The sequence below is a fragment of the Streptomyces sp. CB02923 genome (assembly GCF_001905005.1).
In the GTDB taxonomy this organism is placed as follows: Bacteria; Actinomycetota; Actinomycetes; order Streptomycetales; family Streptomycetaceae; genus Streptomyces.
Map to the genome: position 1 here is coordinate 35,359 of NZ_LWKZ01000011.1, position 12,680 is coordinate 48,038.

At 68.7% G+C, this 12,680-nt stretch carries 15 protein-coding genes and 2 pseudogenes; 7 read left to right on the forward strand and 10 right to left on the reverse strand.

All coding sequences use genetic code 11. The features are described 5' to 3' along the window. Positions 1–186: 186 nt before the first annotated feature. Positions 187–360 carry a hypothetical protein gene (locus tag A6A06_RS41605; RefSeq protein ID WP_199930831.1) on the forward strand — a complete coding sequence of 58 codons (174 nt, stop codon included), beginning with the start codon at positions 187–189 and terminating at the stop codon, positions 358–360. A 563-nt stretch (positions 361–923) separates the two neighbouring features. Here A6A06_RS41605 and A6A06_RS11605 read toward each other — a convergent pair. Together A6A06_RS11605 and A6A06_RS11610 are read right to left on the reverse strand one after the other, a co-directional pair. After that, entirely contained in the window at positions 924–1,313 is a 390-nt protein-coding gene (locus tag A6A06_RS11605) for a cupin domain-containing protein (RefSeq protein WP_073761145.1), read from the reverse strand. Between the two features lie 162 nt (positions 1,314–1,475). Next, positions 1,476–2,595: pseudogene (locus A6A06_RS11610) on the reverse strand (serine hydrolase domain-containing protein). A gap of 186 nt (positions 2,596–2,781) precedes the next feature. On the opposite strand from A6A06_RS11610, the gene A6A06_RS11615 reads away from it, so the two are divergent. Next, on the forward strand, positions 2,782–3,441 hold the full coding sequence (locus tag A6A06_RS11615) for a TetR/AcrR family transcriptional regulator (RefSeq protein WP_073761146.1): 660 nt from the start codon (positions 2,782–2,784) through the stop codon (positions 3,439–3,441). A gap of 218 nt (positions 3,442–3,659) precedes the next feature. Here the strand turns inward: A6A06_RS11615 and A6A06_RS41610 are convergent, their stop codons facing one another. Continuing rightward, the gene (locus tag A6A06_RS41610; protein WP_199930832.1) at positions 3,660–3,920 is read right to left on the reverse strand and encodes a hypothetical protein; all 261 of its coding nucleotides are present in this window, start codon (positions 3,918–3,920) and stop codon (positions 3,660–3,662) included. 252 nt (positions 3,921–4,172) lie between these two features. Here A6A06_RS41610 and A6A06_RS11625 point away from each other — a divergent pair, with 252 nt between their 5' ends. The 3 genes from A6A06_RS11625 to A6A06_RS11635 all read left to right on the forward strand — a co-directional run bounded on the left by A6A06_RS11625 (position 4,173) and on the right by A6A06_RS11635 (position 6,614). Then, on the forward strand, positions 4,173–4,805 hold the full coding sequence (locus tag A6A06_RS11625) for a histidine phosphatase family protein (protein WP_073761148.1): 633 nt from the start codon (positions 4,173–4,175) through the stop codon (positions 4,803–4,805). Positions 4,806–5,005: 200 nt separating this feature from the next. Then, the gene (locus A6A06_RS11630; protein WP_242440692.1) at positions 5,006–5,410 is read left to right on the forward strand and encodes a hypothetical protein; all 405 of its coding nucleotides are present in this window, start codon (positions 5,006–5,008) and stop codon (positions 5,408–5,410) included. Between the two features lie 835 nt (positions 5,411–6,245). Continuing rightward, a complete protein-coding gene (locus A6A06_RS11635; protein ID WP_073761150.1) occupies positions 6,246–6,614 on the forward strand; it encodes a hypothetical protein in 369 nt (122 codons plus the stop codon). Between the two features lie 208 nt (positions 6,615–6,822). Here the strand turns inward: A6A06_RS11635 and A6A06_RS11640 are convergent, their stop codons facing one another. Together A6A06_RS11640 and A6A06_RS11645 are read right to left on the reverse strand one after the other, a co-directional pair. After that, the gene (locus A6A06_RS11640; RefSeq protein ID WP_073761151.1) at positions 6,823–7,095 is read right to left on the reverse strand and encodes a hypothetical protein; all 273 of its coding nucleotides are present in this window, start codon (positions 7,093–7,095) and stop codon (positions 6,823–6,825) included. Positions 7,096–7,099: 4 nt separating this feature from the next. Continuing rightward, positions 7,100–7,780: a TetR/AcrR family transcriptional regulator gene (locus A6A06_RS11645; protein ID WP_073761160.1), complete on the reverse strand. Its 681-nt coding sequence runs from the start codon at positions 7,778–7,780 to the stop codon at positions 7,100–7,102. Positions 7,781–7,871: 91 nt separating this feature from the next. Here A6A06_RS11645 and A6A06_RS11650 point away from each other — a divergent pair, with 91 nt between their 5' ends. Next, a complete protein-coding gene (locus tag A6A06_RS11650; RefSeq protein WP_242440693.1) occupies positions 7,872–8,393 on the forward strand; it encodes a nitroreductase/quinone reductase family protein in 522 nt (173 codons plus the stop codon). Positions 8,394–8,749: 356 nt separating this feature from the next. Here A6A06_RS11650 and A6A06_RS11655 read toward each other — a convergent pair whose 3' ends face one another. Next, positions 8,750–10,087: a hypothetical protein gene (locus A6A06_RS11655; RefSeq protein ID WP_199930833.1), complete on the reverse strand. Its 1,338-nt coding sequence runs from the start codon at positions 10,085–10,087 to the stop codon at positions 8,750–8,752. Positions 10,088–10,278: 191 nt separating this feature from the next. Between A6A06_RS11655 and A6A06_RS11660 the strand changes: the two genes are divergently transcribed. Then, positions 10,279–11,130: a DUF4231 domain-containing protein gene (locus tag A6A06_RS11660; RefSeq protein ID WP_199930834.1), complete on the forward strand. Its 852-nt coding sequence runs from the start codon at positions 10,279–10,281 to the stop codon at positions 11,128–11,130. A 205-nt stretch (positions 11,131–11,335) separates the two neighbouring features. Here A6A06_RS11660 and A6A06_RS11665 read toward each other — a convergent pair whose 3' ends face one another. The 4 genes and pseudogenes from A6A06_RS11665 to A6A06_RS43895 form a co-directional block, all read right to left on the reverse strand. Then, entirely contained in the window at positions 11,336–11,662 is a 327-nt protein-coding gene (locus tag A6A06_RS11665) for a DMT family transporter (protein WP_073761154.1), read from the reverse strand. Next, positions 11,659–12,018: a DMT family transporter gene (locus tag A6A06_RS11670; RefSeq protein WP_073761155.1), complete on the reverse strand. Its 360-nt coding sequence runs from the start codon at positions 12,016–12,018 to the stop codon at positions 11,659–11,661. Before A6A06_RS11670 ends, A6A06_RS11665 begins: the two co-directional genes overlap by 4 nt. Next, positions 12,015–12,410: a TetR/AcrR family transcriptional regulator gene (locus A6A06_RS11675; RefSeq protein WP_242440694.1), complete on the reverse strand. Its 396-nt coding sequence runs from the start codon at positions 12,408–12,410 to the stop codon at positions 12,015–12,017. The genes A6A06_RS11670 and A6A06_RS11675 overlap by 4 nt, the downstream gene beginning before the upstream one ends. Continuing rightward, positions 12,411–12,563 (reverse strand): annotated as a pseudogene (locus A6A06_RS43895) (TetR/AcrR family transcriptional regulator); the annotation flags it as partial. Positions 12,564–12,680: the final 117 nt, after the last annotated feature.

The window sequence follows — 12,680 nt, forward strand, 5'->3', positions numbered from 1 at the left end:
CATCAACCGCGCCTCCATCTTCAACGGCACCCTCACCGCCACCGCGATCGTCATCTGGCTCCGCGACACCGCCCAAGAGCCATCAGAAACGCCCCGACCCCGCACAGCTCCATGCTCCGGGTCCTGTCAGGTGTCCACCCCGCAGCTGAAGGGGTGGACGCTGCCCGCTCCCGAGAGGAGACTTCCGTGTCCACGCTCGCCCTGCCCATCGTCCTGCTGCTGGTCCTGGTCGGCGCCCTGGTCTTCGCTGGCCTGGTCTACCTGACGTTGCGTCACTCGGCTCTGCGCGAGCCGCTGCTTGTCCGCCTGGGCGGCCTGGCGATCCTGACCGGCGTCGTGACGGTCATCGTCACGCGGTGACGACGCCGTACGGACGGTCGACGGCGAGGCTGTCGCGTGTCGCCACCAAGCGCTGGGGTCGCCACTGAGCCCGCGGGGCTGCCTTGGCGGCCCGGACTCCAGGTGCGCCGCAGGCGAGGGGCTGCGGCGCACCGCCCTGTCCGGCTGCCGCCCATCCCCACGACCGCACGAACGGTCCCGTCGGGCGGCCCCGCCCACCCGGGTACGCACGGTCCGGAGCTCGCCAACGCGACGGCCCTCCCCCGGTGGGCGACTCTGGCTACGGCGTCGAAGTGAAGGACATTGTCGTCTTTGGACAGCCGGCGGCAAGCTTGCGCAGCGTCGCCCATCGCGGCCTTCTACCGCTATCGCCGCCTCCGGCCGGGCCGGCATGTTCTTCGGCCTGGGGTGAGCCCCGGGGCCCGAATGCTACTGGTCATCGTGGGCAGCGCTGTGCGATGTCTGGTCGCGCTCGCACCCGGCGCCACGGACGAGCCACGGGTAGGCGCGGACGTGAGCGGCGGCCTCTGTCGAGCGTCTCTGAGGATGAGGGCCGGATGTGCGGGCTGGATGTGAGGGCCCGGCTAAGCTTCGCTCCGCTTCTCCAGGCGGCTGCCGCGTGGAAGGGTGACGGACATGATGTCGCTGGGGGCGTCCAGTGCGATGCGGTGCCATCGCCCGCGCGGGACGATGACCGCCGTTCCCGCCGTCAGCTTGATCTCCTCCTCCTTCTCGCCCGGCTGCTGCGGGCGGAGGCAGAGACGTATTCCGCCGCTGAGGCAGGACACGACTTCGTCCGCGGCGGAGTGGACTTCCCAGTGATCGGCGTGGACGTCGGCGTCGGTCTCCACGTGGAAGGTCATCAGCTGCCAGCCGTCCCGTTCGGGGTCGAAGACGGGTTGTGCGGCGCGCACCTGGCCGCCTTGATCAAGGTGGAGGAAGGAGGCGAAGAGATCGATCGGGGTAACGGTCATGCCGACACATCCATTCTGCGGTGATCGTTGATCTGGTCAGGTGTAGGGCTTGGGGCCAGCCTGGTTGGCCCGGCTGCCTACGGGGTCAGGGCTCGGCGAGCTGCCGCTGCGACACCTCGGGCCGGACGGATCCGCGGCCGGACCGCGGCCTGCCCGGCCCGGTCAGCCGTACATCGCCACGCGGTACAGCGCCGTAAGCGCGTCGTCGATGGGATGGGGCTGCGGCTTGCCGGAGGAGTCGAACCTGTTCCACCTCTGCAGGTTCACGGCGACGGCCATCTGCCGCTTGCCGTCGGCACGGGTCATGGCCAGCGCTCCCCCACCCCAGACCGTGCCGCCATGACCCCAGAAGGTGCCCTGCCCGGGACCCTCCATCGGGTACAGGCCGAGGCCGTAGTCGATCGTCTTTCCCTCCTGGGAGACGACCGGGACAGTGCGTTGCATCTGCGCCAGCGACGACGGGCTGACGATCTCCCCGGCCAGCAGCATGCCGAAGAAGCGATTGAGGTCGGTGACCGTCGATGTCAGCGAGGCCGACGGTCCCGCGTATGACATGTCGAAGACGCTGTAGTCGCGCGGCGGGTCGATCATGCCGAAACCATGCCTCGTAGAGCCGCGAGTGCGGGCCTTCGACGTACGGACCGACGGGGAATCCGGTGTCCCGGAGCCCGGCGTACTCGATGACGTTCCGGGTGATGCACAGCTCGGCCGTTGTGCCGCTCACCTCTTCCAGGAGTTGGGCGAGGAGCAGGTAGTTGGTGTTGGAGTACACCCCAGGAGTGCCGCCCGGGGTGCCGACGGCAGGTGCGGTGACCCCCATCTCGATCAGTTCAACGGGGTCGAACCGCGTATACCGGCGGTCGTCCAGGCTCTGCGGCCTGGTGTCCGCGGCGACGGGGAACGCCTTGAGGGAGGGGTAGGCGTACGGGAGGTACTCGGCGAGGCCGCTGGTGTGGTTGATCAGCATGCGGACCGTGATCGCGTCACCGCGTTCTCCGGGAACCAGCTTCGGAAGGTACCGGCCGATCGGTGTGTCGAGACCGATCTGACCGCTCTCGGCGTGCTGCAGGACCGCGGCGGCGGTGAAGGTCTTGGTGATGCTGCCGACGCGGTGCCGCATGTCGGCGGTGACGGGGCGGCCGGTGGCGACATTGGCGGCCCCGGCGGCGCCGCGCCAGACCTGGTCACCGTCTCGCACCTCGGCGAACAGGCCCGGTATGCCGGTGCGGTGGACGTCTTCGATGGCGGCGTTCAGCGCCGCGGAATCCAGTGGGTTCTTCACGTCCTGCGTCCTTTCGTGTTCTCCGGGGTGAGCTCCGCATCGGTGGCCCGACCCGGGTGACAGGGCATGCGTGGCACGTCGGCCCGCCTGCTGCCGGGTCGCTCGGCACGCTCATGTCCTCAGTATGCACGCGGTGCGTGCATTGCCAAGTGCATAAGTTAGACTGAGTCCGACGAGAGGGGCGAAATGACAGGCCGAAAGCGCTGGTCGACCGAGGAAATCCTCGATGTGGCCGTGGAGTTGCTGCGCACGGGCGACACGGAGTCGTTCAGCGTGCGCAAGCTCGCCGCGACCCTCGGGACCGATTCCTCCAGCCTCTACCGGCACTTCCGCAGCAAGACGGAACTGCTGCGTGCGGTCGCCGACCGGATCCTCCTGGCCTCCATGGACGGCTACCGCCCCGAGGGCGACTGGAAGCAGCGCATCACCGCCCTGGCCCTGCGCGTGCGAGAGGCGTTCGGCCGACAGCCCCAACTCGCCGCGGTCTGGGGACGGTACGCGTCAGGCGGCGCCGGCTCACGACTGGTCACCGAAGAGGTGCTGCAGGCCCTGCGCGCGTCGGGACTGCCCGACGAGGAGATCCCGGCGCGCTACCACCGGCTCGCGGTCCTCATCGCCGCACTGATCGCCTCCGAGGCCGGATTCAGCGCCATCACCCCGGAAGAGTACGAACAGGGCATGGAGCATTTCCGCGTCACGGTACTCGGCGCCGACCCCGAACACTTCCCCGCCCTGGCCCACTTCGCCCGCGACGTCCGCCCCCTGGGAGCGGATCGCCGCGCCGCGTTCGAAGAGATCCTCGCCGCCCACCTCGCCCGCATCGAGGCCGCGATCTGCCCGAGGTAGCCGATCGGCTCGTGAGTTCGGCTCGTGAGTGTCGACAAACGGTGGCACCCTCAAGTGATCAACACCCCACTCACGGGTGATCGTGTGATCGTGGAGGCACAGGTGCGTGCCTACGGGTTCTCAGCGGCCCAGCAGGACGACGTGTGGAGACGCCGGCGCGAAGGGCAGTCGTTCAGCATGATCGGGCGGGCTCTCGGGGCGCCGATGCACCACGTCCGTCAGGTCCGGCGGGCCTTCAGGTCCGGCGGGCCTTCGGACAGGACGGGCCAGTCGGGTACGCCAGGTTCTTCCCCCAGTGCCGTATCGGGGACGACGAGTTGGCCGGCGACCCCCTGGATGGTGACTGCCTCCGGCGACTGGCCGGTGGCCGCCGCCAGCTGACGCAGGTAATCCGCAGTGGCGCCCGCGGCCGTGACGTGCGCGGTGATGCTGGGTCCGTCCTCGGTCGGCAGCTCCGGCGGCGGCTGGTCACTGACCACGACACCTTCTGATCGTCGCCCGTTCCATCGGTGTGCCGGGACGACGGACCACCAGCCCAGCAGATCGCGCCCCCCGTCGGCGGTGTTGTCTGCTCACAGCCGAGCAGGCCGGCTGGGCACGGCGGGTGCCCGGCCCGCTTTCCCCGAAGGGTGCGGCTCTTCTGAAGTGAACATGAGCCGCTGAGTGCCGAGGTTGGCCTTTGACTTCTGGTTGAGGGAACCGGCAGCTATCCGTGAGGCGTCCACCTCGACATGCAAGATCGATACCTATACCTCGCCCGTCATGGTGAGGCCACCGACGAGGGCCGACTCACCGAGGCCGGGCGACGACAAGCCGAGCTGCTGGGCAAGCGGCTGCAATGCGTACCGCTGACGGCCGTCCACCACGGTCCGCTGCCCCGCGCGGCACAGACGGCCCGGCTGATCGCGGAGCAACTGGGCCAGGTGCCACTGCGCGAGTGCGAGACGGCCGGGGACTACGTCCCGTACATACCGGAGCGAGATGAGCTTCCCTCGGAGATCGCCGACGCCATGCTGCCGCGCCTGGCCCCGGTGTCGGCCGAAGACCGTGCGCGTGGTGCGGAGCTGGCCCGCCGGGCGGTAGCGGACTTCACCGGACCGGTCGACCAAGGACCGGTCGACCAAGGGGATGCACCCCGCCACGAGCTCGTCGTCACCCATGCGTTCCTCATCGCCTGGCTGGTCCGCGCCGCGATGGACGCCCCGCCCTGGCGCTGGATGGGCCTCAACCACGGCAACGCGGCACTCACCGTGATCCGCTACGCCCCGGCCCGGCCCGCAACCGTCCTCGTCTACAACGACGTCAGCCACCTCCCCAGCGAGCTGCGCTGGACCGGGTTCCCAGCCCAGCTGCGCACGCCCTGACAGCGTTCTGCCGAACGGCCTACCGGGGTGTGCTCGGGTCGTGCCGTCTCTACCGTGGTGGAGGAGGGGTGGCCGATGGGTTCGCTGTTCGAAGAGCTGGAGGCCCGGGAGACTGCCGCCCATGATCAGGTCGGGGAGATCGAGACCGAACTCGCCGACCTGTCAGAGCGGTTAGGCACGCCCAAGGGGTTCTGGAGCGGTTGCGGATCGCCCGGGAGACGGCGGCCGAGGTAATGGCCGAGATGTCGGCGAATGCCTCGGTGACGGTGGAGGAGTCGGAGACCGACGCGGTAGACGATGAGGAGCCGACGTCGCCGTACGCGGGTGTGGAGCGCCGGGTGGTAGGGGTGCCGGCCGTACCCAAGTGGCAACCCTGGGCCGGGGCCGAGGTGCTGCCGCGGATCTACCAGGACATCCTGGAGGCCGTCGCGGACACGCCGGGGCCGGTGCGGACCAAGCAGATCGTACCGAGGATCGGCCTGCCCACGCAGGTCGGAAAGATCGAGACCACACGCTCGAAACTGAAGCGGCTGGTCGCGCGGGGGTGGCGGGACGAGGACGAGCCCGAGCTGTTCACGCCGGCCCGCCACCGGGCGGCTGCGTGACGCCAACTCCGCACTCGACAGGCTCGACATCGCCGCGAAGAGCTACGGTCTCAAACAGTGTGGCAAGCAAATCCACTGGCGCACCGGATCATGACAGCTCGCCCAATCACGCCGTCGACAGCATCAGCGGAGAACGTAGATCCTGCTGAGAGAGCCTGGTGATCAGGTGCCGAGATCGCCGTTGCTGATCAGCACACGGAGTTCCAGGACCGCTTCGGCGTCGGTGGTTTTCCGCGGGCGTCGGTGATATCGAGCCGGTCGGCGATCAGGTCAGACCTACGGCCTGATCAGCACCGTCACTCCAGCAGAGCGACACCTCTGGCCTTCTGACGCAAAGCCCGACGCCGCCCTCAGCAGGCCCCAACGACGCCCCGCCGGGCAGACCCTCAACAGCCTGACATCAGCGGTCTGTAGCTCCGAGCCCGGCTGGAGTCCCTTAGAGGTCGTTTGATCTGTCCCGCTTCACGAACCGAGGCCAGCGCCTCCGACGCGGCATCAGCCTCGGCACAGTTGAGCCCGAGCTGTCCTCCGCCGGCCGGCCGCCAATGCCAGCCCCTGCCGCCCACCGAAGCGTGGAGAATCCACGGGTCGCGCACCGCAGGGCTGAACAGCAGACTTCAATGAATTCTGACGCCACCTAGGAACGGAGCCCCAGCGCGGCACGTGTTCGTTCCTTCTGCACGCCGACCGTGCGCCCCTAGACGATCCTGCACGCCGGTCTACGGCTCTACATACGAGCTGCTTTGACGTCTACAGTCGATCACGCTCCCAAGTCCTTGGGAGGAGCGATGTTGTGACCCGTCTGGGGCATACGGCGCACGAAGGAGTCCAACTCATGAATGCGTGGAAAAGGGCCGTCCGGGGAATGGCGTTGGCAAGCGCCCTGGTGATCGCAACGGGAGCCGGAACTGCTGCTGCTTCACCGGTCGCCGAGAACGCAGAGAGCGCCAAGCGGCCGAGCGCGGTCTATCACTTCAACCAGCTCAACGGATACGGAGCCAGGGGCTGGGTCAAGGACAACGCCAATGACGGATGGTGCGTCCAGGTCATGGTTCGCTGGTATAAGAATGGCCAGCTGCGTGATAGCGACCTGTCCGCGAGGGTGTGCGGGAAGGGCCGGTGGACCGGCTTCTCCTTGACGCCCGGCGACCGATACCACTTCAAGGCGAGCGCCTGGAAGGTATACCTCCGCTACACCAGGTAGCTCCCTCCTCGCCGCTTTTGCAAGGTGGGGCGCTCCGGCCTTGCTACCCGGCTCGTCTGCTGGAGGCCTTCTTCCCTGCGGTCTTCTTGGCCGCCTTCTTCATGCTGGTGGACGCTTTGCCGCCGATGGCCAGGCAAGTGCAGCATCGAACTGCCTGCGCTCGGCACGTCGGGGGCTACGAACCAGGGCGAGGCAACGCTCTGGTCACCTAGATCGTGTCTTCCGGATCAGCTTGCGGACAGATGAAGATGCCCGCGATGTGGAGTGCGGCCAGGTAGACGGTGGCGGACTTGTCGTAGCGGAAGGCCAGGGGCAGCCGTTTCTTGAGGGGTGGCTGGGGCCGTTGATGAGTACGTAGCCGGCACGACAATGTGTGGGCCCGGACAGCGTGCGAGCGGCACTGCTCCGCCTCGGCCACCGAACCGACGACGATGCCCGGCAGCCCGGGGCGCTCGTCGTGAGCGGCATCAGTGCACGGCACCTGCTCACCCGGACTGCGATGTCCGAGAGGTGGCGGCGAGGGTGTGGCTGTCGGACGGTTGGCTGCCGTTGTCCGGTGAAGTGTCGGCGGGCAGCGGTTCGCAGTGATCGGCGCGCAGGCCGTCGAGCGAGATCCGCAGCAGCCTCTGCCACATGTGCGGGCGGCACTCGTCGGTGAACTGGACGGCATGACCCAGTGAGACCAGCAGAAGCAGCAGGTCGTCAGTGGTCACGCCGGGGCGCAGCAGGGCCGCGGCGCGGGCGCGCAGTGCCTCGATGACGAGGCGAAGTTGGTGGATGCCCTCCAGGTCCGGGTCCGACCAGGTCAGCGCGAAGTTCTCCATGATCGCGCAGTGGCGTGCGTAGCCGGTCAGGGCCTGCTGGTAGAAGTCGGCCAGCGCTGCCCAGGGGTCCTCGGCGTCGATCGCCGCCCGGCGTGCGGACTCCGCCCACTTGGAGAAGTCGTTGCGCAGGACCGTCCGGACGAGATCTTCCTTCTTCGGGAAGTGCCGGTAGAGGGTGCCCATGCCCACTCCGCTGCGGCGGGCGATCTCGCGCACGTCCACCGCGGTGCCCTGCTCGGCGAGCACCCGGGAGGCGGCCTCGATGATCGATTCCCGGTTGAGGACCGCGTCCGCGCGCGGAGCGCGGCGCCGGGGGGTGCTCTCTGGTCCAGCCATTGCCATGCGTCCGAGCATACCCGCTGATGCGGAGCAGGTGCTCCGGTTTGCCGTGGTACTTTACGGAGCGAGTGCTCCGGATAGCGAAGGGGATACCGTGTCCGAACCATCCGTAACTCCCGCAGATGACAACGCCTCCTCTATTGTTGGCAGTTGGAACGACCGGATCATTGCCGAGTTCCGGGCGAACGCCGGGTACGTCCCCTGGAGCAGCGACGAGGAATTCGCCGCAGGCCGCCCCGTCCCGCCCCGGGTGCCCGGATTCGGCGAGCAGGGTATGCCGCTCATCCTGGTGCACCACACCGGAGCCAGGACGGGGCGCGAGCGGATCAGCCCGTTGTTCTATCAACCGGTCGGTGATGGCTGGGCCGTCTTCGGAACCCACGGCGGCAGCCCGCGCCATCCGGTCTGGTACCGCAACCTCATGGCGAATCCGCGCGTCACCGTTGAGGTGGGTACGGAACGAGTGCCGGCCGTGGCCCGGCTCGCGGAGGGCGTCGAACGGGAGCACCTCTGGGCGAAAGAGGTGGCGCTCGTCCCGAAGTTCGCCGAGTTCGAAGCGGCTTCAGGCAGGCGGATCCCTGTCGTCGTGCTGGAGCGCGACCACGGACAGCCCTGATAGCGCCGATCGGTTCACGGGGCAGTCGACGGCAGCCCTTCCGGCCCGCCGTCGGGTTCCCTCGACAGGTGCAGTCTCGCGTACGGAGGCGACGGATTGGGCTGCCAGCGGTAACTATTCGCCTCTCGCGAAGAGTTGCTCGGTGGGGAGTGCTCGGCACCCCGGCGGAAGGGCCTGCGCTCCCGACCCGGTCGGCTCGGGCGTGTCTCTCGGATCAGCTTGCGGACCAGATGAAGATGCCCGCGCGTTGGCAGTCCGCTGGTGGGCCACGTCGACCGCATCGGTGGCCTTGGTGCGCGAGGTGCTGCGGTACCGCGCCCTACCACGGGCGGCTGGGCGACTTTGCGGTTCTCCTGCTACAGGCGCGAGTCGACCCAATCGCGCACGTCGCGGCGGATGAGCAGCATGGCAGCTACGGGCATGCTCAGGACGACCAGCACCAGCAGGCCCGAGGTGACGAACGCCAGCCTGGCGTAGGCGGGAAGTGTCGCCAGTATGAATGCCAGCAAGTAGACGGGGACGAAGACGCCTTGGATGCGGGCCATCATGATGACGTAGGGTCCGCCGCGCCACACCCGGTACCCGCACGCGGCCACCACGGCCATCCACAACCACATCGGCCAGGCCGTGGACAGGAGGTCGAGGACGTTGTTGTGGCCGATGGCGAACGAGTCGCCGGAAGCGTCCGTGCCGGTACCCGCGGGAGCGCCGAAAGGGCCGCTGAGGGCGGCGTTGACGGCATCGGCGAGGATGACGGCGAGGACGGGCAACGCCAGGGGGATCAGCCAGAACGCGGCGATCAGCGGGACGCTCAGCTTCACCGCCCACGGGCGCGGCGTCGTGGGCGTGAGCCGTGCCGGCACGTCGGCCCGCTGGTAGACCGTCCGCAGTGCGCGTGGCAGCGCTCTCTGCGTGCGACGCGCGAGTCCGATCAGCGGGAACCTGCCGTCCAGCATCTCCCAGTGCGGCGTCCAGTCACCGTCGAACCAGATCGCGGCACGGACGTAGCGCCCCCGCAGGAGGCGGTGACGCATTCGCGCCGACGGGTAGTCCGGCAGCCCGTTGGGGAAGCGGTCCCCCAGCGACTCCCGGAACTGACCGTATTGGTTCCGGTCGCGGCTGACGACGAGGACCAGGCGGGTGGGGGCGTCGCGTCCCAGCACCTGATCGACCTCCCAGGCCAGGCTCCGCCCCGCCCCGGCGACCAGCAGGACGAGCGCGGCGCGGTCGAGCGCGGCGAGCACCTCGGTGCGCCAGGTCTCGTCCGAGGCGTAACTGCGCTCGGCGCCGAGCCGCGGCAGCCGGTCGGACGGGCGCCCGAGCGCGACCATCCGTCCGAACGGCGCAACCGCACGGCCGACTTGATCCTCTTCGGTGCGCAAGTGGGCGGGCGTGGGCAGTAATGACGTGAACAGCAGGCGGAACCACCGCAGTGCGGCCACCCGGGAAAACCCGGGGTCGTCGGAGAACGCTCGGAGGAACAACACGACCCGCTCATCCGCGGGAAGGCCCTGGAGGCTGGTCAGGACGGGCGTCAGATGCTGTCGTCCCCGCAGTACCGCCCACACCCCGGCTACCACCAGGGCCACACCGGCCGCCAGCAGTCCCCAGCTTCCCCAGGCCGTTGCGCTCCCGTAGCGGATTCCCAGGCACCCACTGCCCAGGGTCAGCGCGACCCAGCCCAGGGCGCTCAACCGGCGCCCCTGTAGAGGAGTTTGCTCGATCACGGCCGCCTTACGAGGCGGACGGCTCGATCGGGACAGCGTCGCACCCTCAGTGCGGCGTGATTCCGGCATCTCGCTCCTAACAGATCGGTCGGTGCGCGCTGCCCTTACCACGGTAGTGCTGAGAAGATTCGCCCGTGGGGGCTTCAGGGGAATCAACCGTGCAGCGGATATGGGACCGCCAAAGCGTCTGGTCGCAGGCAGCCGACCAGGCCAAGCGCGCGATCAAGCGGGCCAGGACGGTCGCCCTCGTGCTGGGCGTGACGGGGGCATGTGCCGGCACCGCTGCCGCGCAGGTCATGGCGTGGAGCGACGAGGCGGGGAAGGCCCTGGCGTTCCTGGCGGCCGTCACGGTAGGGCTCGTGCCGCTGGCCACCAAGAGGGCGGGCCCCCAACAGGTCCGCGACTGGACCAGGCTGCGCTCCCTCAGCGAGGAGCTCAAGAGCGAGATCTATACCTACCTCGCCCACGTCGCCCCCTACCGGGACGCGAACCCCCAGGTACTCCTGGACCGCACCGAGCGGGTCATCACGGATACCTCCGACCTGGTCACCCGCACCCTCCCCTTCACCCCGCGCCCGCGCGCGCTGCCCGCCGTCACCGATGTCGGGTCCTACCTGGAGCTGCGGGTGGCCAGCCAGATTGAGGGATACTACCGGCCCCGGGCCGCGCAAATGAGCCGACGGTCCGCCCAGGTTCGACGGGCGGAACTGGTATTGGCCGCCACCGCCGTGGTACTGGGCGGGGCATCCGGCGCCTACGGGTCGGACTGGGCCACCGCGTGGGTCGCGACGGTCACCACCGTGGTCGCCGCGGTCACCGCGCACGCCGCGGCCTCCCGGTACGCCTACCAGGAGGTCGAATTCTCCCGTACCGCCACGGAACTGGAAAGCCTGGCGGCCCGCCGCATCGAGGAAGCCGACGCCGCCACCGACGATGCCTTCGTCGAGCAGTGCGAACGGGTCATCTCCGCACAGAACGAGGGGTGGATGGCGAAGTGGCTCAGCGAATAGGCCATTGCGGAGGCCACTGCCCGGAATGCCGTCAGCGCCGTCAGCGGCACGGTTGCAGCTCTCCCCGGCGTGGTGCTGGGCGGGGGTGAGCCGGGTTCCGGCCCGTGCCAGGGTCTCGCCCGTACAGCGGCAACCGGTCGATCTGCCGCTCGGCCTGGGCGGTACTTCTGACATTCAACGGAGCTGGTCACCGGTCGGCGTCCGGTCAGTGCGCTGCGCCGAGTTCGATGAACAGGACGCCGACGATGATCAAGCCGATGCCCGTCCCCATGACTTTGGTGAGAGGCTCATGGAAGAGGATGCGCGAGGCGATTGCGGCCAGCGCCACACCGGAGGCGGCCCAGATGCCATAGGCGACGCCGAGAGCCAGTCCCCCGTCCAGGGCAAAGGTGAGAAAGGCGAAGGCAGCCAGGAACCCGGCGACCACGGCGATGAACCACTTCTTGCTGCCTCCCTCGCGGGAGGCCATGCGCAGTGACAGGGTGGCGGCGGTTTCGGACAGGATCGAACAGATCAGGAGCAGCCAGGTCATGCCTTCGCCCCTTCCCCGAGGGCTTGGCGGGCGTGGGCGGCCTGGGAGCCGAGTTCCACGCACAGCACACCGGAGATGACCAGGGCGATCCCCACGCCCATCAACGCCGTCAGGGCATCGCCGAAGATGAGGGTGGCCATGACGGCGGTCAGCGTGACGCCGCAGGCGCCCCAGAGGCCGTAGGCGACACCGAGGCTCATTCCCGCACGCAGTACGAGGGAGAGGCCGGTGAACGAGCCGAGGTAGCCGATGGCGGAGAGTGCATACCAGGCCGGGTGGTCCAGGGCCGCCCGCAGGGAGAGCGTGGCGGTGACTTCGAGCAGGATCGCTGCGGTGAGCAGCAGCCATTTCCTCATGATGGTGCCTCGTCTTTCAGGAGTTCTTCCGCGACCGCGAGCAGCTGCGTACGGTCACGGTCCGGGACGGGGAACACGCCGGTGGCGGCGGCCGTCCAGTAGCCGTCGGCCAGCAGCCGCGCGGCGGTGAGCCGGGCGCGAGCCGGTTCCGGCAGAGCGTCGGGCAGGGCGAGCCACGGCGCCAGGCGCCGTTTCCAGGTGTCGGTGAGCGCCTCGCGGTACAGCGCGTCGGCGAAGATCGCGAAGTCGGCGCGGTCGAATCGTTCCGTCAGGGCGACCTCGAGGTAGGTGCGGATGCGCTGGTACGGCGAGGCCGTCTCGGCAGGCCCGCCCAGGCGATGCCGCAGGAGAGCCTCCCACCGCTCGGCGACATGGTCGACGACAGCCAGCATCAGCGCCTCCTTCGTCGGAAAGTGGTACATCAACCCCGGCTTGGTCAGGCCGACCTGCCTGGCCGTGGCGTCCAGGGTGATCGAACCGCCTCCTTCCGCTCGGAGCAGTTCTAGCGCTCCATCCAGAATCCGATGCTTTGAGCTAGTTTTCACACATCTACTTTACCATCCGGAAGGTAAAGCATGGTGTCGAGAACGGAGGAGGCTTTTGGGTTCGGCGCGGCCACGCGCGAAGCGCCGCAGCCGGGTTAGGAGCTGTTTCTCGGATCA

Bases quoted from the DNA above. Each gene is read 5' to 3' on its own strand.
- A6A06_RS11605 (WP_073761145.1), bottom strand. From the start codon at position 1,313: ATGACCGTTACCCCGATCGATCTCTTCGCCTCCTTCCTCCACCTTGAT.
- A6A06_RS11615 (WP_073761146.1), top strand. From the start codon at position 2,782: ATGACAGGCCGAAAGCGCTGGTCGACCGAGGAAATCCTCGATGTGGCC.
- A6A06_RS11625 (WP_073761148.1), top strand. From the start codon at position 4,173: ATGCAAGATCGATACCTATACCTCGCCCGTCATGGTGAGGCCACCGAC.
- A6A06_RS11635 (WP_073761150.1), top strand. From the start codon at position 6,246: ATGAATGCGTGGAAAAGGGCCGTCCGGGGAATGGCGTTGGCAAGCGCC.
- A6A06_RS11645 (WP_073761160.1), bottom strand. From the start codon at position 7,780: ATGGCAATGGCTGGACCAGAGAGCACCCCCCGGCGCCGCGCTCCGCGC.
- A6A06_RS11665 (WP_073761154.1), bottom strand. From the start codon at position 11,662: ATGACCTGGCTGCTCCTGATCTGTTCGATCCTGTCCGAAACCGCCGCC.
- A6A06_RS11670 (WP_073761155.1), bottom strand. From the start codon at position 12,018: ATGAGGAAATGGCTGCTGCTCACCGCAGCGATCCTGCTCGAAGTCACC.
- A6A06_RS11675 (WP_242440694.1), bottom strand. From the start codon at position 12,410: ATGCTGGCTGTCGTCGACCATGTCGCCGAGCGGTGGGAGGCTCTCCTG.